We start from the raw sequence: 25,460 nt of genomic DNA, 5'->3' as shown, positions 1-25,460 counted from the left end.
CGTGGCGGCCCTCGCGCAACCAGTGGGTTTGGCGAAGGGCAGACTTCCCTGAAACCGTAACCGAGGCTCAGTCTCCGGCCGCCGTTGCCGCCACGGTTTCGAGCTGGCCGCGGATCCAGCGATGGGCCGGGTCTTTCTGATAGCGCTGATGCCAGACCATGAACATCGGCAGCTCGGCCAGCGTCTTTGTCCGCGACGCCAGCGGAATCGGTACATGCGCAAAGCCGCGCATCACACCGGAGGCGAGCAGGCTCGGCATGCTGGCCAGCATCTGCGAGCCGTGCAGGAAGGGCGGCACGCCGGAAAAGCTCGGCACGGAGATGGCGATGTCACGAAGAAAGCCGTTCGCCGCCAGCCGGCGGTCGAAGTCGAGCCGCTCGTTGTCGGTATAGACCACCGTGATGTGGCGTGCTGCGAGATAGGCGCTGCGGCCGGCCGGCGCGGTGCGCGCCTTGGGATCGAAGTAGCAGACGTAGTGATCGCTGAGCAGCCGCTTCTGCACGATGTCCACGCCGGATGGCGGCAGCGGCGTGACCATGAGATCGCAGCGGTTTTCGCGCAGCATCGCGGGCGACGGCGATTGCGAGGGGATCACGCGCAGGTTCAGGCTCCTGACCTGTCCCGCGACATGATCGAAGAACCGCGGCAACAGCAGATCGCGCTGGAAATCATTGGCGGCGATCGTCAGCGAAAGCTGCGCGCGCGCCGGCTCGAAGGTGACGCCGCCGGCAAAGCTGCGCATCTCGTCGATCAGCGCCCGCGCTTTCGCAGCCAAGGCCTGGGCATGGGCGGTGGCGACGATGCCGCGGCCGGATTTGGCAAACAGCGGATCGCCCGCGATCCGCCGCAACTTGTTCAGCCCGTGACTGACCGCCGATTGCGTCAGACCAAGCCGCGTCGCTGCCGCCGTGACCGAGCCTTCCTCCAGCACGGCAAGGAACAGTTCGAGGGCGTGGCCGTCGAGCGCCAAATGATCGATTTCCTTCATGTAATTCATTATAATCGATCTATTTATCTTGAGAATAGATCGTCCCATGATCTCCCGATAAGCCGCGCCCCCGGACCCGGGCGCCACAGGGAGAGACAACGCCGATGAACGTCCAGGCGCCAGCCTTGCAGGATCCCCGCCTCAACCGACCCGAGCCGTTCAGCCTTCGCGACGGCGGCTTCTTCCAGCGCGACCGCTCGATCCATCCACCGGCACATGCGCCCGGCTACAAATCCTCGGTGCTGCGCTCGCCGCGCCAGCCGTTGCTGTCGATCGAGAACTCGGTCTCGGAGATCACGGGTCCGGTGTTCGGCCACAACGATCTCGGCCCGCTCGACAATGATCTGATCCGCAACTACGCCAAGGATGGCGATCCCGTCGGCGAGCGCATCATCGTCCATGGCCGCGTGCTGGACGAGACCGGCCGCGGCGTGCCGAACACGCTGGTCGAGTTCTGGCAGGCCAATGCCGGCGGTCGCTACCGGCACAAGAAGGACACCTATCTCGCCCCGATCGATCCGAATTTCGGCGGCTGCGGCCGCGCGCTGAGCGACGACACCGGCTACTATTATTTCCGCACCGTGAAGCCGGGTCCCTATCCCTGGCGCAACTTCGTCAACAGCTGGCGTCCCGCCCACATCCACTTCTCGGTGTTCGGCTCGGGCTTTGCGCAGCGGCTGATCACCCAGATGTATTTTGAGGGCGATCCCCTGATCCCGGTCTGCCCGATCCTGACGACGATCCCGGACAAGGACGCGCTCGACCGCCTCGTGGCGCCGCTCGACCTCAACGCCTCGACGCCGTTCGACTCGCTCGCCTACCGCTTCGACATCGTGCTGCGCGGCCAGCGTTCCACCTATTTCGAAAATCGCACCGCGGGGAACTGAGCCAATGCCGCAGCCGCTCGACTATCTCAAGGAAACCGCCTCGCAGACCGCCGGGCCCTACGTCCATATCGGCCTGATCCCGGCCATGGCCGGCTTCGACATTTTTAAGAAGAACTTTTCTAACGTGCTGGTGACGCCGAACACGCCAGGCGAGCGCATCACGCTGGAGGGCAAGGTGTTCGACGGCAGCGGCACGCCGCTGCGCGATGTGCTGCTCGAAATCTGGCAGGCCAACGCAACCGGCCGCTATAACCATCCGGCCGATCGCCCGGCCGGCCCGGTGGACGAGGAGTTTCGCGGCTGGGGCCGCGCCGGCTCCGATTTCGAGAGCGGGTTGGTGACGTTCGAGACCATCAAGCCGGGCGCGATCACGGACAAGGCAGGCCGCAAAGGCGCGCCGTACGTCAATATCTGGATCGTCGCGCGCGGCATCAACATCGGTCTCAATACGCGGCTCTATTTCTCCGACGAAGAAGCCGCGAATGCCGCCGACCCCGTGCTCAACCTGGTCGAGCCGCCGGTGCGGCGCGCGACGCTGATCGCCACGCGCGGTGAGCGCGCCGGCAAGGTCGTGTACTCCTTCACGATCAATCTGCAGGGGGCGGAGGAGACGGTGTTCTTCGACGTCTGACGATCCGCCGATCGCCCCGCAGGATCATTCCACCTGGTCGCCTCGATTGATCGATCCGCGCGTGGTGGCTTGCGGTGGTTGCGGGCGCATCTCGCGCGATCCCGGCCGCTCGGCCGGGGCGCGCCCCACTCTTGGCTTCAGCTCTGTCAAATCGATGAAGACGTCGGCCTGCCGGCGCAGTTCGTCGGCAACCATGGGAGGCTGGCTCGCAAGCGTGGAGACGACCGTCACGCGGACGCCGCGGCGTTGCACGGCTTCCACCAGTGAACGAAAATCCCCATCGCCCGAGAACAGCACGATCTGATTGACGTGCTCGGCGAGTTCCATGGCGTTCACGGCGAGTTCCACATCCATGCTGCCCCTCATCTTGCGGCGGCCGGTCGTGGCGTCAACGAACTCCTTGGCGAGCTTGGTGACGACGGTGTACCCGTTATAGTCGAGCCAATCGATCAATGGGCGGATTGACGAGTATTCCTGATCCTCGCTCACGGTCGTGTAGTAGAAGGCTCGCAGCAACGTACCTCGGCCGTGAAATTCGCCGAGCAGGCGCCTGTAGTCGATATCGAAACCGAGCGCCTTGGTGGCGGCATAGAGATTGGGGCCATCGATGAAGACCGCAATCTTCTCAAGCGAAGACATTATGCACTAATCCCCAGTTCCGCATTGAAGCCGGCAGGTTCAGCCGCCAGGGCTGTGTGCCGGCCGGAAAACGCCGAAGTCGCCGATGGCCCGCGGAAAAAGGCGGCGCAGACGGCCGGAGGGGGGGCCGTCCCGCGCCAGTTAAGGGAGGTTGCTGCTATCAGCGCCAGGATTCCGAATGCAGTCACGTTAAGGCGTGCGCATGCCACGCTCAATTGTACGGAGGTAAACGGCGCGTATCCAAAGGGTTGGATGCTCTATACGAAGGTAAGTGGCGCGCCGGTTCGGATCTCGACAGCCCGGCGCGATCACGGATGCGGCCGGCCGCAAATGCGCGCCGCACGTCGATGTCTGGATTGTTGCGCGCACCCGAGGACCGGATCATCGACGTGGGATGGCCTCAAGCCTCGCCGCCATGGAGTTGGGCGCGAAAGGCGCGCGGCGACAGGCCCGTGGCCGCGGCATAGACGCGGCTGAAATAGGCGGGATCCTCGAAGCCGAGCGCGTAGGCGATCGTCGAGACCGGCAAATTGGTGTAGACGAGGTTGCGACGCGCCTCGCGGATCAGCCGGTTGAGGATCAGGTGGGAGGCGGTGTCGCCGGTCGCCGCCCGCGTCAGCCGGTTGAGATGGGTCGGCGTGATCGACAGCGCGCCGGCATAGTCCGCAACGCTCCAGCGTTCCAGATGATGCTGTTCCAACAGCGCCTCGAAGCGGCGGAACAACCCGCTTTCCGCCGTGCCGTTGCCGCCGCTCTCGCTGGTGAGCGCGCGGGCCACCAGCCCGATCATGGCCGCCGACAGTGCACGCAGCACGTGCGCGCGGCCGAAATCGCGCGCGGCGTGCTCGGCGAAGATCTGCTTCATGGTGGTGCGGATCTGCGGCGTGCCGCGCACCACGGCCGATCGGGACAGGGCGCCGCGCAGTCCTTCCGAGGCAAGCAGTGCCTCGTCCAGAATTTCCGCAGCGATGGTCAGCACCCAGCCCTGGGTATCGGGCTCGAAGCGGAAGCCGTGGACATGGCCGACCGGCACATTGACGACCTGCATTGGCCGGAGCGGCACCACGCGCCCGTCGAGCGTCGCCTCGCCACCACCGCGCTCGATCAGCAGCACCTGGTGCAGCCGGGCATGGCGGTGCACGGCCAGCGTCCAGTCGTGCAGCACCGAGCGTGACGCGATCGTCTCGCAATGCACGACGTCGGGCAGATCGCCGGACTCGCCGAAGAGGTTGTAGACCCGGATTGCCGGGGCTGAGGCTGCGCTTTTCATGTTCGAATAGTACAAGACAAAGACGAAACCCTCCATCGGTTTGCGGCGGCGGATCTGCAAAAAACGCAGCGACGGGAGGACGTAAAAATGAAAGTTCAGGTCTGCATCATCGGCGGTGGGCCGTCCGGGCTGCTGTTGTCCCAGCTTCTGCACCTGAAGGGCATCGATACGGTCGTGCTGGAGAAATACAGCCGCGACCACGTTCTCGCCCGCATCCGTGCCGGCGTGCTCGAGCACGGCTTCGCCAGGTTGATGCGCGAGGCGCAGTGCGGCGAGCGGATGGACCGCGAGGGCGAGATCCACAACGGTTTCGAGATCGCGCATGACGGCGTGCTCTCCCACATCGACCTGCACAAGCATTCCGGCGGCAATTCGGTGCTGGTCTACGGCCAGACCGAGCTGACGCGCGACCTCTACGAGGCGCGCGATCGCCTCGGCGGCAAGGTCGTGCACAACGCCGAGGACGTGACGCCACACGATCTGACGTCGGACCGGCCCTACGTGACCTATCGATCGAACGACGAGATCGTCCGCATCGATTGCGACTACGTCGTTGGCGCCGACGGCTTTCACGGCGTCAGCCGCAGGTCCATCCCGAAGGACGTGCTGCGCGAATACGAGAAGGTCTATCCGTTCGGCTGGCTCGGCGTGCTGTCGCGCACGAAACCGGTGTCGCCCGAGCTGATCTATGTGAAGCATGAACGCGGCTTTGCGCTCTGCTCGCTGCGCTCACAAGTGCTGAGCCGCTACTACGTCCAGGTGCCGTTGACCGACAAGGTGGAGGACTGGAGCGACGATGCGTTCTGGACGGAGCTGAAGCGTCGCCTGCCGGACGAGGTCGCCGGCCACCTGATCACCGGGCCCTCGATCGAGAAGAGCATCGCGCCCCTGCGCAGCTTCGTCGCCGAGCCGATGAGCTACGGCCGCCTGTTCCTCGCCGGCGATGCCGCCCACATCGTGCCACCGACCGGCGCGCGCGGGCTCAACAGCGCCGCCTCCGACATCTACTATCTCTACCACGCCATGCTTGCGCATTATCAGCACGGCGACGATTCCGGCCTTGCGGGCTATTCCGCCAAGGCGCTTGCGCGGATATGGAAAGCGCAGCGTTTTTCGTGGTGGATGACGATGCTGCTGCATCGTTTTCCCGACCGTTCCGAATACGAGGACCGGCTTCAGCAGACGGAGCTCGAGTACCTGCTCTCGTCCGAGACGGCGCAGCGGCTGCTCGCGGAGAATTATGTGGGATTGCCGTTTTAGCGACGGTTTGTGACCGCTCAGCTGACGTTGCCGCTCCAAAGGGGAGCTCTCCTCGCGGCACGAGGCGAGTTCGCCTGTCAGGCCGGTTCCCTTTCAATAAGTGGTGACGGACGCCGAAATGCTCTGTTGCCTTGTGCGATCGTTCCTACCTCCTCAACCGAACAGGAGGGCGCAGCGATGACGAACACAGCGCTTGTGGTCGGCGCCAGCGGTATTGTCGGCAGCAATCTCGCCCGCCATCTCAGCGATCGCGGCTGGCAGGTGCTTGGGCTCGCAAGGCGCCCACCAAGCGACCTCGATGGTGTTCGTCCCATCGCGGCCGATCTGCAGGATCCGGCCTCGCTTCGCGACATCCTGGCGAGCCTTCGTCCCACTCACGTGTTTCTCGCCACATGGCTACGTCAGCCGACCGAGGCGGAAAATATCCGCGTTAACGCTGCGATGGTGCGCAACGTGTTGGGGGCACTTTCCGGCGCAGATACGCTTTCTCATGTCGCGCTGGTCACCGGGCTAAAGCATTACCTGGGACCGTTCGAGTCCTACGGTAAAGGCAGGCTGCCCGCGACGCCATTCCGCGAGGAGCAACCGCGGCTCGATGTCGAAAACTTCTACTACGCTCAGGAGGACGAACTATTCGATGCAGCCAGGCGCGGTGGTTTCAGCTGGAGCATTCACCGCCCGCACACGATCATCGGTTATGCGATAGGCAACGCCATGAACATGGGAACGACGCTTGCCGTCTACGCGACGATCTGTCGAGAAACGGGGCGGCCATTTCTCTTTCCAGGCTCGGCGATGCAATGGACCGGCTTGACGGATATGACGGATGCCAGATTGCTGGCGCGGCACCTGGAATGGGCCGCGACGACGACGGTCGCGCGAGACCAGGCATTCAACGTCGTAAATGGCGATGTCTTCCGATGGAGCTGGATGTGGGCGCGACTGGCCGGCTGGTTCGGGTTGCAGCCTGCCCCCTTTCCAGAGGAAATTTCGCCGCTTGAGCGTCAGCTTGCCGATTCAGGTCGTATATGGGCTGATATCGCGCTCAAGTATGATCTCGCCGAAAGCGACCTCTCCGTCCTTTCGTCGGCGTGGCACACCGATGCCGACTTGGGCCGACCTATCGAAGTCGTCACCGATATGAGCAAGAGCCGTAAGCTCGGTTTCCTTGAATATCAGGCGACGGACGACAGTTTTTTCGATCTCTTCAGCAGGTTGCGTGCCGCGAACGTCATTCCTTGAGCCTTCTGACGAAGAGTAAACAACCGCTACTTTCCTTCCAGCGTATTGACCGGCGTCCACTCTGGCGATGGTGGATTTGCGGCGAGGGCTTTCGCGCGCTTGGCGAACAGCGCCGACGCCGGGTCGATCTTCGCGACGCCGTCGAACGCCTCGGCCGCCTTCGCAAACTCCCTCGTCCGCCAGGAGGCGAGCCCCTCCGCATACGCCGCGGCCATCTTTGTTTGCGCCGCGCTCTCTGCGCCCTTGTCCGCCAGCGGCTCGAACACCTTGATTGCCTCGCCGCGGCCGAGCACCCTGATCGCATCGAGCTCACGCCAGACGAAAGTGTCGCCGGTCTGCGCCATCGTCGTTTCCGAGGCCATGATGGCGGTGCCGTAATATTTGTTGGCGCCCTCGAGGCGCGAGGCGACGTTCACGGTGTCGCTCATCACGGTGTAGTTGAAGCGGCGGCGCGAGCCGATATTGCCGACCACGGCTTCGCCGCTGTTGAGCCCGATGCGGTGCGACAGTCCGTGCCCTGCGAAGGCGGGATTGCTGGCGTTCAATTCCGCGAGCTTCTCGTGGCACTTCAGCGCGGCGTGAACGGCATTGCGCGCGTGGGCGGGATCGTCGGCCGGGGCGCCGAACATGGCGACGATGGAATCGCCGATATATTTGTCGACATAGCCGCCATGGCCCTCGATGATGTCGGTCATGGCGGAGAGATATTCGTTCATCAACGTCACCAGCTCGCCCGGTGTCATCGTCTCCGCAATGGAGGAGAAACCGCTGAGGTCGGAGAAGAACATGGTGACGTTGCGCATCTCGCCGCCGAGCGCCGGCATCTTGCCGGAGGTAACCATGGTGTTGATTACTTCGGGCGCGAGATAGAAGGCAAAGCTCTGGCGCAGGAAGCGCTCGTCGCGATCGGCCAGCACGAAGCGGTAGCCGATCATCATCGCGAGCGCGGCGAGACTTGCGAGCGCAGGCTCGGTCAGCGGCAGCGCCACGGCTTGGACGAATGCCCCGACAGTCACGGCAGTGTAAGCGGCGGTAAGGACGAACCAGACAATCAGTGCGCCGCTCGGTGCGAGTATGCAGGCCGCGCTGGCGATGATCGCTGCAAACATAACGGTGAGAACGGTTCGCAGCGGAAAGCCGAGTTCAGTCACGGCGTCGCGCTCGATCAGGTTTCGCACGACGGTGGCATGCACGAACACGCCGGCGATGTCGCTGCGGGCCTTCTGTGCGGTGCTTGCCGGGGCGGGCAGGGCACAACGCGCGGCCGGCGCTCCGTCATATCCGCCCGCAAGGCGCATCGAGGTGAGCTTGCGGTCCTCGAAGTTCAGGGCGGTGCCGAGCAGCACGACCTTACCGTCGAAGGCGTGGCGGAAGAAATCGCGGCCGCCTTTTTCGACGCAGGCGCGCAGATCGGCGAAGGAATAGGTCGGAACGTCGCGGCCCATTCCGCGGAAGTTGAGCGTCAGCGTGTTCGGCACCGCGCTCGGGACCGAATAGCCGGACAGCTCGGTCGCACCGGACGGCGCAATCGCGGGCTTTCCGCCGAGCGCGCGCGCGGCGAGCTCGACTGCCATCGCGGGGGCCGGCTTGCCGTCGATGGAGAAGCTGAGTGGCATTCGCCGGATCACATCATCGGTGTCGGTATGCACGTTGAGGGCGCGGACATTGTTTTTCACCGCAAGTCGTTGTGCGGGGTAGGGTACGTCCGGATGGTCATTGCTGAGGATCTCGCCAAGCACCAGCTTGCCGCCGTCGGAGAGTTGCCGGAGTGCGATGAGGTAGTCCCGGTCAAAGCCCTTCAAGCGGCTGCCGAACGACGCATCGCCGAACGGAATCTCCGATTGCTCGATCGAGCTTGGAAAGATCACGTCGAAGCCGATGACCTTGGCGCCGCCTTCGGTGATGCTTCCGAGCACCCGGCCGATCTCGCGCGTCCAGGTCTGGGTCGGCGATCCCTTGAAAGGGGGAGTGTCGTAGGTCTCCCCGTCGATCGCAACCACGACGACCGGCGATGTTGCGGGATCACGGTGGTCGCCGACCAGCTTGCCGCGCATCGCGGTGAGGATGTCGAGCGACAGGCCTTGCAGCGTCTGAAGCGGAGGGGACGTGAAGACCGCGCCCGCGACGAGCGCAATCAGGATCGCCGCAACGATGTCCCGTCCCCCGATCCGCCGCATCGCCCCGTCGCAGACCGCCTATTCGAGCCGCAGCAGGCGACCGACGATCGGCGTCGGCGATGACGTGGCGCTGGCATCGACCTGGAAGGCGTAACGCTTGGCGCCGAGAATGGCGAGATAGCTGCCACCCGGGGTCAGTGTCTTCCCGGCCTTGGCAAAGTCATAGAACCTGCCGCCGACCATGATCTCACTCTTGAGCGGCACGCTGATCGTGGGTTCCTTGCCGTCGGTGCGTTCGATCACCAGCGTGCTGCCGCTCTTGGCTTGCACCAGCGGGGCGACGCCATAGAGCGTCGGCAGCTTGGCCGGCGGCGCTCCCTTGGCGTCCGATCGCATGGTGCGGAAGGTCGTTGCGGCGCTCTGGTTCGCCTCGCGCTCGGACAGTTTTGCTGCATTGGTATCGCAGGGCACCTTCTCGCGCTTGACCTCGCCGAGTTGCACGGTGCTCTGCTCGGCGCCGACCAGGACGACGCCTTCGCTGATGGTCTCGCGCTGGCAGGATTTGAGGTAGCTGAGCGTGATGCTGGCCTTGGGCCCGAGCTTGATGATCTTGCCGGGCGCCACATAGTCCATGAACGCGATGCCGTCGACCTTGCCCTGGACGTCCTCGACGATCGCGGCAGGGGTCTCCGCCAAAGCGGGGGCCGCAAGACAGAACGCGCCGACACCAGCGCCGATCAGGCTTCTCATGGGAATTCTCATCCAATTCGACCGATAAATCGCCGGTCCCCGTCCTGGTTCGATGCTTAGCATCGGCGCGTCCAGGTAAGTGTGACCGGAATCACTCTTGGTTATTGGTGCACTCTAGCAGGAACTGGTTCAAACCGGCGACCGGAGAAAAGCGAAGCCGCGGCAAGCGGTTGGCCGCATGGATCATGTCAGGCGGCCGGGACGGGCTCAGCCAACTGGTCCTCGGCCGCACTCTCAATAATGGGCGCGAGATGCGCTTCGGTCTTCTGATACGGCGTCGCTTGTTGACCGGCGGCGATTTCCACGACCTCGTCCCAGCGTGACAGGAAGGCCTCGACGCAGGCCGGGTCGAACTGCCGGCCCTGGTTCTCGACCAGATAGTCGCGCGCCACGTCGAGCGGCATCGGCTCTTTATATGGCCGGCGCGTCGTCAGGGCGTCGAACACGTCGGCGACCGCGACGACGCGCGCGGCGACCGGGATCTCGTCTGCCTGAAGGCCGTTCGGATAGCCCGCGCCGTCCCAACGCTCGTGATGGCCTGCGGCAATTTGCGCACCGAGCTGGATCAGCTCGCAGCTGGAGTCCGCCAGAATCTTTTCGCCGATCGTCGCATGGGTGCGGATCACCGCCATCTCTTCGTCGGTGAGCCTGCCGGGCTTGAGGAGGATATGGTCGGGGATGGCGACCTTGCCGACGTCGTGCAGGGGCGCGGCCAGATAGATGTCGCGGCAGAGCCGGGGCGGCAGGCCGAGCTGCTCGGCGATGATGCGGCTGTAGCGGGCGACCCGCAGCGTGTGCTCGCCGGTGTCGTTGTCGCGGTATTCGACCGCAAGCGCGAGCCGCAGGATGATCTCCTCCTCGCGCTCGCCGAGCTTCTGGGTCGTGGCCGCGACCGCGCTCGCCAGATCGGCGGCACGGTCGTTCTGCTTGCGCACGGCTGCACCAAGGCGCACCAAGTTGCGCAGGCGCACCGTCATCTCGAGGCTCTGTGGCTGTTTCGGTAAGAAATCGGTTGCACCAACCTGCAGCGCTTCCATCTTGACGTCATCGGTCTGTCGCGACGTGATCATCGCGATCGGGATGTCGTGGCAGCCGGGCAGGGCGCGGAAGGCGCGGATAAAGCTGATGCCGTCCATATGCGGCATCTCGTAGTCGACCAGCACGAGGTCGAAGACGCGCTCGCGTGCGCAAGCCAGCGCCTCGACGGGATCGAGGAACGTCGCGGCCTCGACCAGGCCTTCGGCTTCGATATGACGTTTCAGGAAATTGAGGACAGAGCGGCTGTCATCAACGAGAAGCGCTTGGGTCAGCAGCGGCGGCCGGTCTCGTTCGGATGCGAGGCGTGACCTACACGAATAGTCTTTGCGATTTAACGCGGAGCAAACGCCCGGGCTGCGGCGAACTGACTCAAGACTGCGCACAGCGCATGCGAATTGAGCGAACCATGCACGTCTGCATGCATGCGCGAAGTTCTTCGGTTTGTGACCCGTAGTTGTACGGTGATGCCCATTAGGGGTTTGCACACTCTCCCAAGCGAATAGTCGTCGCGCGAGATTCGCGTCATGCGTGCAGCGAATCCCGAGGAAATCTGGGGGACGAATGCCGTCTGATGTCACTGAGCCGAAGTGGTCCCTACGGCTGCCTGCAGATTGCAGCATCGCTGCGATCCGCAACGTCTATGACCTGATCCGCGAAGCTTTCGGCCGGCAGGACCGGCTCGAGATCGATTGCTCGAGCGTCGACAAGGCCGACGTAACCTCGATCCAGCTTCTGCTGTCGACCGCCAAGACGGGCGAGGCCCAAGGCCGCCCGGTGGTGCTCACATCATTCTCCCAGTCTCTGCGCAACACCCTTCGCCGCGCCGGCTTCGCCAGCGATGCGATGATCGAACAGCACTTCCCGCAAAAGAAAGATGGCACCTGATGGCCACGGTTCTCACGGTCGACGATTCCCCCAGCATCCGTCAGATGATCAAGGTCGTGCTCGAGCCGGCCGGTCACAACGTGATCGAGGCCGGCGACGGCGCGCAAGGGCTCGCCAAGGCGCAGGCCGGCAAGCTCGACCTCGTCATCACCGACCTCAATATGCCCGTCATGAACGGGCTGGAGCTGATCCGGGCGCTGCGCAAGCTGCCGAGCGCGGTCGGCATGCCCATCGTGTTCCTGACCACCGAATCCAACGACACGGTGAAGCAGGAAGCCAAGAGCGCCGGCGCCACCGGCTGGATTACCAAGCCGTTCAAGCCGGAGCAGCTGCTCGCCGTGGTCGGCAAGCTGGTGCGTGCATGAACGCGATGGACCCGACAGAGGTCTTTCGCCAGGAAGCCAGCGAGCTGTTCGAGGTCCTGGAAGGGGCCCTGCTCGACCTCGGCCAGCGTCCCGACGACCGCGAGTTGGTCGATTCCGCCTTCCGCGCCCTGCATACGATCAAGGGCTCGGGCGCCATGTTCGGCTTCGACAAGGTCGCCTCCTTTACCCACGAATTCGAGACCGCGTTCGACCGCGTCCGCAAGGGCGAGATCAAGCCGACGCAGGAGCTGATCTCGGTCGCGCTTGCGGCCAAGGACTATATCCGCGCGCTGATCGAGGATCCGCAGTCGACCGACGACATCATCGGCGAGGCCATCCTCGACGACCTCAAGCGCTTCGTGTTTCCCGACCAGTCCGCCGCGCCCGTCGCCGAAATCGCCGAAGCGCCGCCGCTGGCCCCCGGTGAAAGCAAGCAGGCCGGCTGGCACCTGTATCTGGAATTTGAATCCCACATCCTGCGCAACGGCTCGAACCCGCTCGATCTGCTGGAAGACCTTTGCAAGCTCGGCCCGTGCTTCGTCGTGCCCGTGACCGACGGCATCCCGTTCCTCGACGAGATGGAGCCGGAAGATTGCTATCTGAAGTGGGACGTCAAGCTGCACGCCGCCTGCGACAAGGACGCGATCGACGACGTCTTCATGTTCGTCCAGGACGAGATGAAGCTGACGCTCTCGCCGCTTGAGCAGGTTGAAGCGCCCGCGCCGCTGCCGTTGTTCCAGCTCCTCGACGAAGAGCCGGCTCCCGTGGCCGAGATGGCCGCGCCGGCGGTCGAGGTCGCTGACGCGCCCGTCGCCGCGCAGCCCCTCCTCAAGGCAGAGCCGAAGCCGGAAGCCAAGCCTGAATCGAAGTCTGAACCGAAACCCGAGGCCAAGCGTGACGATCGCGGCATCGCCACCGTCCGCGTCCAGGCCGAGCGTCTCGACGAGTTGATGGACCGGGTCGGCGAGCTCGTCATCGCCCAGGCGCGGCTGACGCAGCTCGCCTCGTCCGGCTCGGATCTCTCGATCAAGATGATCGCCGAGGAAATCGAGCGCCTCGCCTCCTCCCTGCGCGACACCACGATGGGCGCGCGCATGGTACCGATCGGCTCGCTGTTCGGCCGCTTCCGCCGCCTGGTGCACGATTTGTCGCGCGACCTGTCGAAGCCGGTCGAATTCGTCACCACGGGCGAGGACACCGAGCTCGACAAGACCATGATCGAGTGCCTGGCCGATCCGCTGGTTCACCTGATCCGCAACGCCATCGACCATGGCATCGAAGACACCGCGACCCGCTCCGCCAACGGCAAGACGGAGCAGGGCCGGATCGAGCTCGCGGCCGTTCATTCCGGTGCGCAGGTGCTCGTCACCGTGAAGGACAATGGCGGCGGCCTCAACACCGCGCGCATCCGCGCGAAAGCGGAAGAGCAGGGGCTGATCGCCTCCGGCGCCGTGCTGACCGATCACGAGATCCACCAATTCCTGTTCCACCCGGGCTTCTCGACCGCGCAGACCATCTCGGCGCTGTCGGGCCGCGGCGTCGGCATGGACGTCGTCAAGCGCACCATCGAGAACATGCGCGGCACGATCGATCTGTCGACCCGGCCGGGCCAGGGCACCACGGTGACGCTGCGCCTGCCGCTGACGCTTGCGATCATCGAGGGTCTTTTGATCCGTGTCGGCGAGGGCCGCTACATCATTCCGTTGTCGGCCGTGGAGGAATGCATCGAGCTGACCGCCGAGGACGAGCGCTCCCGCGGCCGCAACTTCCTCAACGTGCGAGGCAATCTCGTGCCCTTCCTCAGGCTGCGCGAAATCATGACTGCGTCGGGTACGCCCGACCGGCACCAGAAGACGATCATCATCTCGACCGGTGAGACGCACGTCGGTCTTGTCGCGGACCAGATCATCGGCAACCACCAGACCGTGATCAAGTCGCTCTCCAAGCTGCACTCCGACGTCACGATCTTCTCCGGCGCGACGATTTTGGGTGACGGCACGGCGACGCTGATCCTCGATGTCGCGCAGCTCGTCACGCTGGCGCAGTCGAAGGTCGAGAAACAGCATATCAGCGAGGCGGCCTGATGAACGATGGTTTGACGGGCGAGCATCACGCCGACGCGATGCAGGTCGTAATGATCGGCCTCGGCGAGGAGAAGTTCGCGCTCGACGCAGGCCTCGTGCGCGAGATCATCGATCCCGTGCCGGTGACCAAGGTGGCGGGCGCGCGGGCCTTCGTTCCGAGCGTCATCAACGTGCGCGGCAACGTCATTCCGCTTGCGGACCTGCGCATCCGCTTCGGCATGCCGCAGCTCGACAATTCGGCCGACACGCGCATCGTCGTCATCGAGCTCACGCTCGACGGCGAGCCGGTCCTGGTCGGCGTCACCGCCGACAAGGTCTACGAGGTCACCGAGATATCGCAGACCGACGTGCAGCAGACGCCGCGCGTCGGCATGCACTGGAAGCCGGAGTTCATCCGTTTCATCGCCAAGTGGCGAGAAGAGTTTGTCATCGTTCCCAACATGGAACGCATCCTGAATTGAAATGAGGTCTCGGGGCGAGACTGGGGTAGGGGCTGGAAATGAGATTCACGGTCAAGGCAAAGCTTGCCATCGCGTTCGGTGTGGTCCTATTGCTGTCGATGGCGGCGGGCGGCCTCGCTTATGTGAAACTGAGCGAGATGATCGACACCGCCGACAGTCTGGTGTCGCGTGCCAACCGGATGGACCGTGCGGCGGAGATCGAGAAGGGTATCCTGCTTCAGGTTCGCGCCGAGAAGAACCTCATTCTCGCGCCTGAAGGCGAGGCGGATCGTTTTATCGCCGAAATCGCCAAGCAGCGCGAGACGCTCTCGAAGTTGAAGGAAGAGATCCAGGCCGCGGCTTCCCCCGAAGGCAAGAAACTCATGGAGAATTTCGGCGTCGCGTACGCGCGGATGAACGCCGTTCAGGACGACGCCCTCAAGACCGCCCGGACCGACAAGGCGAAAGCCGCCGAGCGCTCCATGACCGAGGTCCGCAAGGCGGTCGCCGAGGCCATGGAAGCCGCCAACGTCTACGTCACCAACGTCAAGAAGAACATGGCCGCTCAGGCGGCCCAGGCTCACGAGGACGGCAACCGGGCCCAGCTCCTGCTGATCTCGGCCGTGCTGGCTTCGCTTGTCATCGGCCTGATCGCCGCGATCTGGATTTCCTTGAGCATCTCCCGCGGTCTCGGCCGCGCCGTCGGGCTCGCCGGCGCGGTTGCCGATGGCGATCTCAGCCAGTCGATCAAGGTCACAAGCAACGACGAGATCGGCGATCTTGTTACCTCGCTGAACTCCATGGTCGAGAAGCTCAAGCAGATCGTCGCCGAAGCACTCACCGCGGCGCAGAACGTCTCGGCCGGAAGCCAGGAGCTTTCGGCCAGTGCCGAGCAGCTGTCGCAGGGCGCGACCGAACAGGCCTCGTCGGCCGAGGAAGCCTCGTCCTCGATGGAAGAGATGGCCTCGAACGTGAAGCAGAATGCCGACAACGCCAACCAGACCGAGAAGATCGCCGCGCAGTCGGCCAAGGACGCGGAAGCCAGCGGCGTCGCCGTCGGGCGCGCCGTCAATGCGATGCAGACCATCGCCGAGAAGATCACGATCGTGCAGGAGATCGCGCGCCAGACCGACCTGCTTGCCCTCAACGCCGCGGTCGAGGCCGCGCGCGCCGGTGAGCATGGCAAGGGCTTTGCCGTGGTCGCGTCCGAAGTGCGCAAGCTCGCCGAACGCAGCCAGGCGGCCGCGGCCGACATCGGTACGCTGTCGACGGAAACCGTGAAGGTCGCTCGGGAAGCCGGCGACATGCTGTCCAAGCTCGTGCCCGACATCAAGAAGACTGCCGAGCTGGTCCAGGAGATCACGGCGGCCTGCCGCGAGCAGGACGTCGGCTCAGCCCAGATCAATCAGGCGATCCAGCAGCTCGACAAGGTCGGCCAGCAGAACGCCAGCGCCTCCGAGCAGGTGTCCTCGACATCCGAGGAGCTCGCCTCGCAGGCCGAGCAGCTTCAGTCGACCATCTCGTTCTTCCGCATCGAGCATGCCGGCCGCGGCGAGGCTGCCGCGCCCGCGCCGATCGACCGTGCGGTCACCCAGCTCCGCGCCAAGGCCGCGCACATGGCGGCAGCGGACCGCGGCGTCAAGAAGCCCGCGCCCGCCCGCAAGCCGGCGCGCGCGCTGAAGGTCGCCAATGGCGGCGGCTTCGCCGTCGACATGCATGACGGCGAAGACGACCGCGACGCCGAGTTTCAGCGCTGACCGCAACTTGAAAACAATCTGACTCTGGACCGTACCATGGCCGCAACCTCGCAATATCTGACGCTCGGGCTCGCCGGCGAGACGTTCGGCATCAGCATCCGCAATGTCCGGGAAATTCTCGACATGCGGCCGATCTCACGGCTGCCGCATGCGCCGAATTTCCTGCTCGGCATGATCGACGTGCGCGGCAGCGGCTATCCCATCGTCGACCTCCGCACCAAGCTCGGCCTGCCGGCCGTGGAAGCGACTGAAGCGACCCGCATCATCATCCTCGACGTGCCGATGAAGGATCGCCTGGTCGGCGTCGGCTTCGTCGCCGATTGCGTGTTCGAGGTCACCGATATCGACGAGCAGGCGATCGAGCCCATCCCCGAGGTCGGCGGAAAATGGCAGTCCGACTATGCCGCCGGGATCGGCCGCAAGGGCGAGAAATTCGTCGTCATCTTCGATCTCGCCAAGCTGATGGCGAACGACGAGATCCCGGAAGGGCGCGATACTTCTCGCGCCGCCTGAAGTTGCAAGCGTGAAGCGTGGTCAAGCGTAAGCACCCCAATTCGAACCAACGAGACTGACATGAGATTCACCGTCAAAGCCAAGCTTGCCAGCGCCTTCGGCGTCGTCATCCTGCTGTCCATGATCGCCGGTGCGGTCGGCTATGTGAAGCTGGCGGACATGGTCGGCACCACCGAGCTTCTGGTCAGCCGTGCGGGCCGGATGGAAAAGGCGGCGGAGCTGAAGGAAGGCATCCTGTTCCTTGTGCGCGCGGAGAAGAACGCGATTCTCGCAGCGTCCGATGCAGAGCACGAGCAATTCCAGGCCGACCTCATCAAGAACCGCGACGCGATCACCAAGTCGAAGGACGAGATCTACGCAGCCGCCAGCGAAAGCGGCAAGAAGCTGATGGAGGTCTTCAACGTCGCTTTCGCCAAGCTCAACGCCTATCAGGACGAGACGGTCCGGCTCGCGAAGACCGACAAGCCGAAGGCCCTGGATCGCTCCATGCATGATGGCCGCAAGGTCGTTGCGGACGCGATCGAAGCGGCCGACGTCTACATCAAGAATGTCAAGAAGAACATGGCTGAGCAGGCCGAGCAGTCAAAGCAGGACGGTGCGCGCGCCGAGATGCTGCTGATGAGCCTGGTCATTGCCTCGCTGCTGATCGCCGCGGTCGCGGCGACCTGGATTGCGCTGAACATCAGCCGTGCGCTGGCGCAGGCGGTGGGCCTCGCTGATGCGGTGGCGATCGGCGATCTCAGCCACAAGATCGAGTCCTCCAGCAATGACGAGATCGGAGATCTCATCAAGTCGCTGAACGCGATGACGGTCAACCTCAACGCGACGGCGGCGCTCGCCAACCAGATCGCGCAGGGCGATCTCATGGTCGAGGCCAAACCGCTGTCGGACAAGGATACGCTCGGCCTCGCGCTCGAGCGCATGGTGGAGAAGCTCCGTCAGATCGTGTCGGAAGCCCTGACCGCGGCGCAGAACGTCTCCGCCGGCAGCCAGGAGCTCTCCGCCAGCGCCGAGCAGCTCTCGCAGGGCGCGACCGAGCAGGCCTCGTCCGCCGAGGAAGCTTCTTCTTCGATGGAAGAGATGGCCTCGAACGTGAAGCAGAACGCCGACAACGCCAACCAGACCGAGAAGATCGCCGCGCAGTCCGCCAAGGATGCCGAGGCCAGCGGCGCCGCGGTCGGCCGCGCCGTCAACGCGATGCAGACCATCGCAGAGAAGATCACGATCGTGCAGGAGATCGCGCGCCAGACCGACCTGCTCGCGCTCAACGCCGCGGTCGAGGCCGCGCGCGCCGGCGAGCACGGCAAGGGCTTTGCCGTGGTTGCGTCCGAAGTGCGCAAGCTCGCCGAACGCAGCCAGGCCGCCGCCGCCGAGATCGGCACGCTCTCGACTGAAACCGTCAAGGTTGCGCAGGAGGCCGGCAATATGCTCTCCAGGCTCGTCCCTGATATCAAGAGGACGGCAGAGCTCGTCGAGGAAATCACCGCCGCCTGCCGCGAGCAGGACGTCGGCTCGGCCCAGATCAACCAGGCGATCCAGCAGCTCGACAAGGTCGGCCAGCAGAACGCCAGCGCCTCCGAGCAGGTGTCCTCGACCTCCGAGGAGCTCGCCTCGCAGGCCGAGCAGCTTCAGTCGACGATCGCCTATTTCCGCATCGAGCAGGGACGCGCCCAAGCCGCTGCGCCGATCGACCGAGCGGTCACCCAGCTCCGCGCCAAGGCGGCGACAATGGCGGCCGTCGAGCGGCCGGCCAAGAAGCCGCAGGCGAGGCCGGCGCGCGCGGTGAAGGCGGCCGGTGGCGGCGGCTTCGCCTTCGAGATGAACGACGGCGAGGACGATCGGGACGCCGATTTCCAGCGCTGAGACCCGTCAAGAGGTCGGCCCATCCTTCGCCGGTGGGCCGATCCGCCGTCAGTGATCGTGTAAACGCGTGGGATTCAAGATGGCCCGTTCGGCCCGACATTCAGTGCAGGCGGCCATCGCGGACCGGGGCATTCAGCCATGATGCCCGCCGTGCAGGATACGGTCGTCCATCTGTCCGACCGCCACTTCCGGACCATCGCCGAACTGATCGAGGGCCAGGTCGGCATCAAGCTGCCGCAGGGCAAGCGGCTGATGCTGGAGGGGCGGCTGCACAAGCGCGTGCGCGCGCTGAACTTCTCCGACCTCAACGAGTATGTCGACAACCTGTTCGAGGCCGATCATTTCGACACCGAGCTGACCCATCTCATCGATGTGGTGACGACCAACAAGACCGACTTCTTCCGGGAGCCCCAGCACTTCACCTTCATGAGGGACGTCGCGATCCCGGCCCTGCTCAAGTCGCACGGGCGGAAAAACGCGAACCTGAAGATCTGGAGCTCGGCGAGTTCCACCGGCATGGAAGCCTACACCACCGCCATGGTGCTCGACGACATGACGCGGAACGGCTCGCGGTTTCAGTACCGCATCCTCGGGACCGACATTTCGACCGCGGTACTGCGTCTTGCCAAGACCGCGATCTACACCCGCGACGTGCTGGCGCCGGTGCCGGAGCATTTCCTGAAGCGATATTTCCTGTCGTCACGCGACAAGTTGCGCGGCGAAGTGCGGGTGGTGCCGGAATTGCGGCGCATGACGCATTTCATGAGGATGAACCTCATGGATAAGTCCTACCCCGTCGACCGGGACGTCGACATCATCTTCTGCCGCAACGTCCTGATCTATTTCGAGCGCGAGACCCAGCGCAAGGTGATCGAGCAATTGTGCAGCCATTTGCGGCCCGGCGGCTATCTTCTGGTCGGTCATTCGGAATCGATGATTCACAGTGCAGTGCCGGGTCTGAAGCAAGTTCAGCCAACCATTTTCAAGGTCTAGCCGGAGCGCAACCAGAATGCCGAGGGAGAAAGTTCGCGTACTGATCGTGGACGATTCGGCGTCGGTGCGCCAAATCCTGCAAACGATCCTCAACGACGATCCTGACATCGAGGTGATGGGGGCGGCCTCCGATCCGTTCGCGGCGGCGCGCCGCCTCCAGAACGAAATCCCCGATGTCATGATCCTCGACCTGGAAATGCCGCGCATGGACGGCATGACCTTCCTGCGCAAGATCATGGCGCAGCGCCCGATCCCGGTGATCATCTGCTCCTCACTCACCGAGGAAGGCTCCAACGTGATGTTCGAGGCGTTCGAGGCGGGCGCGGTCGACATCGTGCCGAAGCCGAAGATCGACACCCGGCAGGCGCTGCTCGAATGCTCGACGCGGCTGCGCGAGGCCGTGAAATCGGCAGCGCGCGCGCGGGTGCGCCCGCGGGCGGAGCGCCGTATGATCGAGAGGAAGCTGACCGCCGACGCCATCATCCCGCCGCCGGTGCAGGGTAAGGTCCGGCCGACGACTGAACGCATCGTGTGCATCGGTGCATCGACCGGCGGGACCGAAGCGCTCAACGACGTCCTCGAGATGCTGCCGCCGCACTGTCCTCCCATCGTCATCGTCCAGCACATGCCGGCTGGTTTCACCGCCGCCTTCGCCAGGCGCCTCGACAGCGTCTGCCAGGTCCGCGTCAAGGAAGCCGAGGACGGCGAGCCGGTGCTGCCGGGCTGCGCCTATATCGCGCCGGGCGCCCGTCACATGCTGCTCCAGCGCATTGGCCTGCGCTATCAGATCGCGATCAAGGACGGCCCGCCGGTGTCGCGGCATCGCCCCTCGGTCGACGTGCTGTTTCGCTCCGCGGCCCAGCATGCCGGCGCCAACGCGCTCGGCGTGATCATGACGGGCATGGGCGACGACGGCGCGCGCGGCATGCTGGAGATGCGCAAGCTCGGCGCCTCGACGCGCGCGCAGGACGAGGAGAGCTGCGTGGTGTTCGGCATGCCCAAGGAAGCCATCGCGCATGGCGGTGTCGAGAAGGTCGTCTCGCTGCATCATATCCCGCGCGAGATCATGCTCTGGTATCAGGCCGGACACGTTGCGGTGGCAGGTTGATTGCGATGTCCGCCATTCCGGCCAATACGCTCACCGAGGCGATCGTCGCGATCGAGGATGTCTCGTCGCGGATCGAGGACGTCTTCGCGCGCGTCGGTCACGAGCTCGGTCGCGGTCACCTCATCTTCAAGGAGCTGAACCAGGGCCTCGCGACGCTCTCGGAGGAACTCTCCGGCGCCGAGATCGAGGGCGCCGCCACCGCGCTACAGGAGATCGCCGCGCGGCTCAGCGAGCTGGCAGAGGCGCTGCCGGCCGAGAGCGCCCTGCTTGCGACCATCGGCACGAGTACGGCGGAGGCGTCCGCGCTGCTCAAGCCGCTGTTCAAGCACATCCAGATGATCACCATCATCGCGCGCAGCGCGCGGATCGAGGCGGCCTCGCTCGACGGCGACCGCGAGGGCTTTCTCGCCTTCACGCAGGAAGCCTACGATCTCGGCAAGGCGGTACAAGGTTCGATCGAGGGCTGCGCGCGGGACCAGCAGCGCCTGTCCGAGGCGGTTGCTACGGCCTCCGGTCGGCAGAAGGAGTTCGAGAGCCGTTATCGGAATCAATTGGTGTCGGAGAGCGCCGAGCTCGGCGCAGCCTATTCCGGATTGCGCGGCCAGCGCCGGGACAGCAGCCAGCTCGCCGACCTCGCGAGCACCAGCACCAGGAAGATCGCCGAGGCGGTCGGCGGCGCAATCATTTCCTTGCAGGCCGGCGACAGCACGCGCCAGCGCCTCGAACATGTCTGTCATGGCCTCGGCCAGGCGTCGGAAGCTGCGCCGGGCCTTGTTCCCGAACGGGGCGCGAGCGAGGACGGCGCGCGCGCGATCGGCCAGTTGCAGGCGGCCCTGCTCAGGGACGCCCAGCGCGAATTCGGCGGCGACATCGGCCAGATCGTTCGCGCGCTCACCGCCATCCTGCACGATGCGGGCAATGTCGTCGGCCATGGCCGCAATCTGTTCGGCGGCGCGGATGGCGGCTCGTCATCGTTCCTCGCGCGCATCAAGCAGGCACTGGCACATGCCTCGACCCTGATCGCTACCTGCGAGAGCGCCGGCCGCTCGGTCGACGAGGCGCTGGCCATCGTCGAGGGCACGTTGGCAAAGTTTCGCCAGGCCATCGCAGGACTTGCCGAAGCGACCGTCGACATTACCCTGATCGGAATGAATGCCGGCCTCAAGGCAAGCCATCTGGGCAGCCGCGGCAGCGCGTTCGTCGTGATCGCCAACGAGCTCAAGGCGACCGCCGACCAGGTCTCTGTGGGCGCGGGGCGCCTGCGGCCCGTGCTCGACGGCATCGAGCGCTCTGCGAACGAGCTGAAGGAGCTCCGCGTCCGGGGCGATCCCACGCAGCTCGCCAAGTTCGAGCCGCAGATCCTCCAGGCGCTGCGCGAGGTCGAGGTCGGCAACGAACGGCTCGGCAAGCTGATGAGCCGGCTCGTCGATGAAGGCGCGGAATTCGAGGGCCTGATGAATTCGGCGCAAGGTCTGATGAGCTCGCTAGGCGAGAGCTCCGCGGCCTTGCCTGCGGTTGCCGCGCGGCTCGAGACCGCGAGCGCCGGCGCGCAGCGGCCGCAGCCGGAGGCGCAGGATCAGGCGATGCTCGATGATCTCTTCGCGCGCTACACGATGGAGCGCGAGCGGGACGTTCACCGGGAATTCCTGCAAACGCTTGGCCTTGCGTCGATCGCCGCCACGCGCCGCGTCGAAGCGGTCGAGACCGCGGATGACGGCATAGAGTTGTTCTGACGTTCGCCGCCGGCGTCGCGCGTCGGCGGCAATTCGACGGATTGGGTTTTCCGAGCATTAACCTTGCCCGAAGGGCTGGCCGTTAGGTCATTGTCGCGCCCCAGAGTTGGTCGCAAATACAGGGCGATCTTCACCTCGGAAAATTCCCCATGCTGAGAGACGGTAAATACGCTGCCTGGTTCAGGACCCCACGAGGTCAGGGCACCGGCATCGTGGATCTGGCCGAGGGCCGGATCTCGGGCCGCGACAGCTTCTTTACTTATGGTGGTTCCTACCGGGTCGATGAGCAGCACTTCTCGGCCGTCCTGACCGTGAACCGGCATGCTGACGGTCCGTTGAGCGTCTTTGGGCCTGATGAGGTCGAGGTCAAACTTTCGGGTGTGTGCAACGGCCTGGTGGCGAGCTGTTCGGGAACGGCCAAGGAAGCACCCGACGTGAAGTTCGAGGCGACGCTGATCTACAGCCAGGAAGATGCGCCGGCAGCCGACGCCAAATGCGCGGTCGTGAAGCTCAACGCCGACAAGCTGCCCAAGGGCCTCGACAACCGTTCCCGGCCGCGTCACCCGTTCACGCCGCCCAAGGCGCCTGTGTCGTAAGGTGCCGGTTTTTAGCTTTGCATTGACGCTGTTGTCGCGAAATCACGGCGCGACTGGACTGCGGCAACACTAGTTTTAGAGGTGAAATCTAGGTTGGGGCCCATAACAAAAGGCGGACAGGGACATGCCTCAGATCTGGATGACATATGACGAACTCGCGACCCTCAGCGGCTGCAGCGCTGCCGAGGCCAGGATGCAGGCGATGCATCTGTCGCTCGATCGCCGCAAGAGCCGCGACGGGAACACCCGCGTCAAGCTGAACCTCGCCTTGATGGCCCGGTTCTTCGAGACCGTTCGCGAAGCCGAATTCGACCTCGATGACGCGATCACGGCGCTGCGCGATGCTCACCGGCAGATGTCCGGGGTTCTTTCGACGAGTCAGCCGAGCTTGCGGAGCGGAGTGGCGTAAGTTCTCGCGGCGCCGGCGGCCGCCTCAGGACGGCGGCCTCGGCAGGAAAGCCAGGATGGTTTGGGCCAGAAGGACGCCGACGGTGCCGCCGGCGGCCTTTTGCAGCACATCGATGAATCGTGGATCACGATCCGGCGTCACGGCCTGCAAGACCTCTAACCCGACTGCGACGGCGATCACGAACGCGCAAGCCAGCTTGACGCGCCCCGGTAGCAGGAAGGACAGCAGGAAGCCCAACAGGCCGTAGGCGCTGAAGCGCTCGATCACGACGACCCAGTAGGCCTCCGCGTGGCCCATGAGTGCCGGCCGGCCCGCGAGCTTGGCCAGCGTCGCATAGACGATGAGCACGAGACAGATAACCGCGGCTGCGATGAGATGATTGCGGCGCATTGCGCCAACATAGCCGGTCGACCGGCTGGCCGCTTTCGAAAGCCAAGAACATCGTTAAGGTTCACAAACCCTCGATGGCATGAACCGAGGTTCACGGGCGAGCCGCGCAGCCGTGGCTACGGCCCAATCCGCACGCATGCAGTTGACGTCAAACGTGGCGGTGTAGTCGCGATCTCACGCGGACGGCGCTGAGTTGGCGAGGGCAGGCATTCATCTGCCAGTTCTTCGGCCTGGTGATCCAAAGCCGGACTGCCAAGAACAGGATGTTGATGCCGAACCAGATCGACATCACGATAAGGAAAGAGCTTGCCATGACGGCTCCGCCTCCCGCTTTTCTTTCGAAAACAATGCGGAGCGCGGCTGAGAGTTCCACCGTCAGGGGAACGGGCAGGCGATCGTCCCTGCCCAAATTCTCGTCATCGACAAAACCAGGCCACCCCGGTCAAGCACGAAGCAACGCGCCAGACCGCATGACCAAGCTGTTCGCAGGGACCGACGTTCAACGCCGATTGTAGGTCCAGCCCTTGTCGACATTGGTCGGGTAGTGGGCTGCGAAGTACGGATTCTTGAGGCAGTTGCGCGCGGGATCGAAAATCCAGTCGGCGCATTCCCGGTAATTCAGGAATCGGCAATCGAAACCGAAGGCGCACCACGGCGCGCCGTTTGGAAATCCGAACCCCACGGGGACTTGCGCCGACGCTACTGAGGGCAGAGCCAGGAGCAGAGCTACGGCGAGCGCGCGGGACAACATGGTGCATTCCTCCAACAATCTATCAAACTGAGACCGAAGCCGGTCCGGCGATCGTTCTGCGCCGAAAAGGGACGATGTTCAATCTTCATCGTTGGATAGTCTAACATCCGGGCACGGAGAGATCGAGAGCGCCGAAAGCGATCGGCCCATGTCGATTGGCGGCTGCCATTCATCGATTGATGAGGCGGACGCGCCCGTCCATGACGTGTCGCGCGCGGCCGACGCTAGCCCTTCTTGGGGCCCTTGGATTTCAGCGACAGGCCGAGGCGCAAGGCCATACGCTTGATCGCATCGGGCGAGCGCCCGAGAAGTTTTGCTGCCTCTTCCAGCGAAGTCGAAGACTTGGCCAATTCCATCAGCCGGCGGTCTTCCTTGAACGACCAGGGCCTGCGCGCCATAACCGAAATCATCCTCTCGTCGACACAAAGACAAAGCCGCCAAGCGGACCCACGTTCGCTCGACGGCTTTGCTTGGGTGGGGCCGGGCCTGGGGGAGCCCGGTGAGAAGATGGATATGCGATCCACTAAGGTTCGCAACAAACAACGCGGATTAAGCTAACTGCTCAACCTTACCGCGATGAAATCGGCGCGTTGCGCTCCGTATAACCACGGAGTTTCGCTAACCAAGATCGGTCTGCACGCTTTGATGGTGGGGATCGAGGATGCTCTGCCACGACGTCCGGTTGTCGCAGAACCGGCGCACGGTCTTCGCAAGTCCGCGCTCGAAATCCTTGCAGGGGGCGCCTGCCGAT

At 64.4% G+C, this 25,460-nt stretch carries 25 protein-coding genes; 16 read left to right on the top strand and 9 right to left on the bottom strand.

The window, feature by feature from the left end:
- Positions 1 to 67: 67 nt before the first annotated feature.
- On the bottom strand, positions 68 to 997 hold the full coding sequence (locus AC0L3X_RS21020) for a LysR family transcriptional regulator (protein WP_063985254.1): 930 nt from the start codon (positions 995 to 997) through the stop codon (positions 68 to 70).
- Positions 998 to 1,092: 95 nt separating this feature from the next.
- On the opposite strand from AC0L3X_RS21020, the gene pcaH reads away from it, so the two are divergent.
- Positions 1,093 to 1,875 (top strand): protocatechuate 3,4-dioxygenase subunit beta, encoded by a 783-nt coding sequence (gene pcaH / locus AC0L3X_RS21015; RefSeq protein WP_063985253.1) that lies wholly within the window; start codon positions 1,093 to 1,095, stop codon positions 1,873 to 1,875.
- Positions 1,876 to 1,879: 4 nt separating this feature from the next.
- Positions 1,880 to 2,506 (top strand): protocatechuate 3,4-dioxygenase subunit alpha, encoded by a 627-nt coding sequence (gene pcaG, locus AC0L3X_RS21010; protein WP_063985252.1) that lies wholly within the window; start codon positions 1,880 to 1,882, stop codon positions 2,504 to 2,506.
- A 24-nt stretch (positions 2,507 to 2,530) separates the two neighbouring features.
- Here pcaG and AC0L3X_RS21005 read toward each other — a convergent pair whose 3' ends face one another.
- Together AC0L3X_RS21005 and AC0L3X_RS21000 are read right to left on the bottom strand one after the other, a co-directional pair.
- Complete coding sequence (locus AC0L3X_RS21005; RefSeq protein ID WP_166350011.1) at positions 2,531 to 3,145, bottom strand: LabA-like NYN domain-containing protein; 615 nt, start codon at positions 3,143 to 3,145, stop codon at positions 2,531 to 2,533.
- Between the two features lie 400 nt (positions 3,146 to 3,545).
- Positions 3,546 to 4,451 carry a helix-turn-helix domain-containing protein gene (locus AC0L3X_RS21000; RefSeq protein WP_063986646.1) on the bottom strand — a complete coding sequence of 302 codons (906 nt, stop codon included), beginning with the start codon at positions 4,449 to 4,451 and terminating at the stop codon, positions 3,546 to 3,548.
- Positions 4,452 to 4,502: 51 nt separating this feature from the next.
- Between AC0L3X_RS21000 and pobA the strand changes: the two genes are divergently transcribed.
- Both pobA and AC0L3X_RS20990 read left to right on the top strand, forming a co-directional pair.
- Positions 4,503 to 5,675, top strand: a complete 1,173-nt coding sequence (gene pobA / locus AC0L3X_RS20995; protein ID WP_231144289.1) for a 4-hydroxybenzoate 3-monooxygenase — start codon at positions 4,503 to 4,505, stop codon at positions 5,673 to 5,675.
- 177 nt (positions 5,676 to 5,852) lie between these two features.
- Entirely contained in the window at positions 5,853 to 6,917 is a 1,065-nt protein-coding gene (locus AC0L3X_RS20990) for an SDR family oxidoreductase (RefSeq protein WP_354131888.1), read from the top strand.
- Positions 6,918 to 6,943: 26 nt separating this feature from the next.
- Here the strand turns inward: AC0L3X_RS20990 and AC0L3X_RS20985 are convergent, their stop codons facing one another.
- The 3 genes from AC0L3X_RS20985 to AC0L3X_RS20975 all read right to left on the bottom strand — a co-directional run bounded on the left by AC0L3X_RS20985 (position 6,944) and on the right by AC0L3X_RS20975 (position 11,097).
- The gene (locus AC0L3X_RS20985) at positions 6,944 to 9,094 is read right to left on the bottom strand and encodes an adenylate/guanylate cyclase domain-containing protein (protein WP_354131887.1); all 2,151 of its coding nucleotides are present in this window, start codon (positions 9,092 to 9,094) and stop codon (positions 6,944 to 6,946) included.
- Between the two features lie 18 nt (positions 9,095 to 9,112).
- Positions 9,113 to 9,784: a hypothetical protein gene (locus AC0L3X_RS20980; RefSeq protein ID WP_354131886.1), complete on the bottom strand. Its 672-nt coding sequence runs from the start codon at positions 9,782 to 9,784 to the stop codon at positions 9,113 to 9,115.
- A 188-nt stretch (positions 9,785 to 9,972) separates the two neighbouring features.
- Complete coding sequence (locus AC0L3X_RS20975; protein WP_473316719.1) at positions 9,973 to 11,097, bottom strand: response regulator; 1,125 nt, start codon at positions 11,095 to 11,097, stop codon at positions 9,973 to 9,975.
- Between the two features lie 286 nt (positions 11,098 to 11,383).
- On the opposite strand from AC0L3X_RS20975, the gene AC0L3X_RS20970 reads away from it, so the two are divergent.
- The 12 genes from AC0L3X_RS20970 to AC0L3X_RS20915 all read left to right on the top strand — a co-directional run bounded on the left by AC0L3X_RS20970 (position 11,384) and on the right by AC0L3X_RS20915 (position 23,568).
- Positions 11,384 to 11,707: an STAS domain-containing protein gene (locus AC0L3X_RS20970; RefSeq protein ID WP_354131885.1), complete on the top strand. Its 324-nt coding sequence runs from the start codon at positions 11,384 to 11,386 to the stop codon at positions 11,705 to 11,707.
- Positions 11,707 to 12,072 carry a response regulator gene (locus AC0L3X_RS20965; RefSeq protein ID WP_354131884.1) on the top strand — a complete coding sequence of 122 codons (366 nt, stop codon included), beginning with the start codon at positions 11,707 to 11,709 and terminating at the stop codon, positions 12,070 to 12,072. Before AC0L3X_RS20970 ends, AC0L3X_RS20965 begins: the two co-directional genes overlap by 1 nt.
- A complete protein-coding gene (locus AC0L3X_RS20960) occupies positions 12,069 to 14,156 on the top strand; it encodes a chemotaxis protein CheA (protein ID WP_063985244.1) in 2,088 nt (695 codons plus the stop codon). Before AC0L3X_RS20965 ends, AC0L3X_RS20960 begins: the two co-directional genes overlap by 4 nt.
- Complete coding sequence (locus tag AC0L3X_RS20955; protein ID WP_166350025.1) at positions 14,156 to 14,617, top strand: chemotaxis protein CheW; 462 nt, start codon at positions 14,156 to 14,158, stop codon at positions 14,615 to 14,617. Before AC0L3X_RS20960 ends, AC0L3X_RS20955 begins: the two co-directional genes overlap by 1 nt.
- 38 nt (positions 14,618 to 14,655) lie before the next feature.
- Positions 14,656 to 16,353, top strand: coding sequence for a methyl-accepting chemotaxis protein (locus AC0L3X_RS20950; RefSeq protein WP_473316713.1), 1,698 nt, complete (start codon positions 14,656 to 14,658; stop codon positions 16,351 to 16,353).
- 36 nt (positions 16,354 to 16,389) lie between these two features.
- Entirely contained in the window at positions 16,390 to 16,866 is a 477-nt protein-coding gene (locus AC0L3X_RS20945) for a chemotaxis protein CheW (RefSeq protein ID WP_063985241.1), read from the top strand.
- A gap of 60 nt (positions 16,867 to 16,926) precedes the next feature.
- Positions 16,927 to 18,729: a methyl-accepting chemotaxis protein gene (locus AC0L3X_RS20940; protein ID WP_354131883.1), complete on the top strand. Its 1,803-nt coding sequence runs from the start codon at positions 16,927 to 16,929 to the stop codon at positions 18,727 to 18,729.
- 138 nt (positions 18,730 to 18,867) lie between these two features.
- Positions 18,868 to 19,722, top strand: a complete 855-nt coding sequence (locus AC0L3X_RS20935) for a CheR family methyltransferase (RefSeq protein ID WP_063985239.1) — start codon at positions 18,868 to 18,870, stop codon at positions 19,720 to 19,722.
- A 16-nt stretch (positions 19,723 to 19,738) separates the two neighbouring features.
- Positions 19,739 to 20,830: a protein-glutamate methylesterase/protein-glutamine glutaminase gene (locus tag AC0L3X_RS20930; protein ID WP_063985238.1), complete on the top strand. Its 1,092-nt coding sequence runs from the start codon at positions 19,739 to 19,741 to the stop codon at positions 20,828 to 20,830.
- Between the two features lie 5 nt (positions 20,831 to 20,835).
- Entirely contained in the window at positions 20,836 to 22,563 is a 1,728-nt protein-coding gene (locus AC0L3X_RS20925) for a chemotaxis protein (protein ID WP_187387801.1), read from the top strand.
- 149 nt (positions 22,564 to 22,712) lie between these two features.
- Positions 22,713 to 23,159: a hypothetical protein gene (locus AC0L3X_RS20920; protein WP_028150364.1), complete on the top strand. Its 447-nt coding sequence runs from the start codon at positions 22,713 to 22,715 to the stop codon at positions 23,157 to 23,159.
- Positions 23,160 to 23,283: 124 nt separating this feature from the next.
- Positions 23,284 to 23,568 (top strand): hypothetical protein, encoded by a 285-nt coding sequence (locus AC0L3X_RS20915; RefSeq protein ID WP_063985237.1) that lies wholly within the window; start codon positions 23,284 to 23,286, stop codon positions 23,566 to 23,568.
- Positions 23,569 to 23,592: 24 nt separating this feature from the next.
- Here AC0L3X_RS20915 and AC0L3X_RS20910 read toward each other — a convergent pair whose 3' ends face one another.
- The 3 genes from AC0L3X_RS20910 to AC0L3X_RS20900 all read right to left on the bottom strand — a co-directional run bounded on the left by AC0L3X_RS20910 (position 23,593) and on the right by AC0L3X_RS20900 (position 25,107).
- The gene (locus AC0L3X_RS20910) at positions 23,593 to 23,958 is read right to left on the bottom strand and encodes a VanZ family protein (protein ID WP_014497531.1); all 366 of its coding nucleotides are present in this window, start codon (positions 23,956 to 23,958) and stop codon (positions 23,593 to 23,595) included.
- Positions 23,959 to 24,457: 499 nt separating this feature from the next.
- Positions 24,458 to 24,709, bottom strand: coding sequence for a hypothetical protein (locus AC0L3X_RS20905; RefSeq protein WP_063985235.1), 252 nt, complete (start codon positions 24,707 to 24,709; stop codon positions 24,458 to 24,460).
- Between the two features lie 224 nt (positions 24,710 to 24,933).
- A complete protein-coding gene (locus tag AC0L3X_RS20900; RefSeq protein ID WP_187387800.1) occupies positions 24,934 to 25,107 on the bottom strand; it encodes a hypothetical protein in 174 nt (57 codons plus the stop codon).
- Between the last annotated feature and the right edge of the window lie 353 nt (positions 25,108 to 25,460).

The sequence above is a fragment of the Bradyrhizobium sp. MI1.7 genome (assembly GCF_055811795.1).
This window is presented reverse-complemented; position numbering and strand designations above follow the sequence as displayed.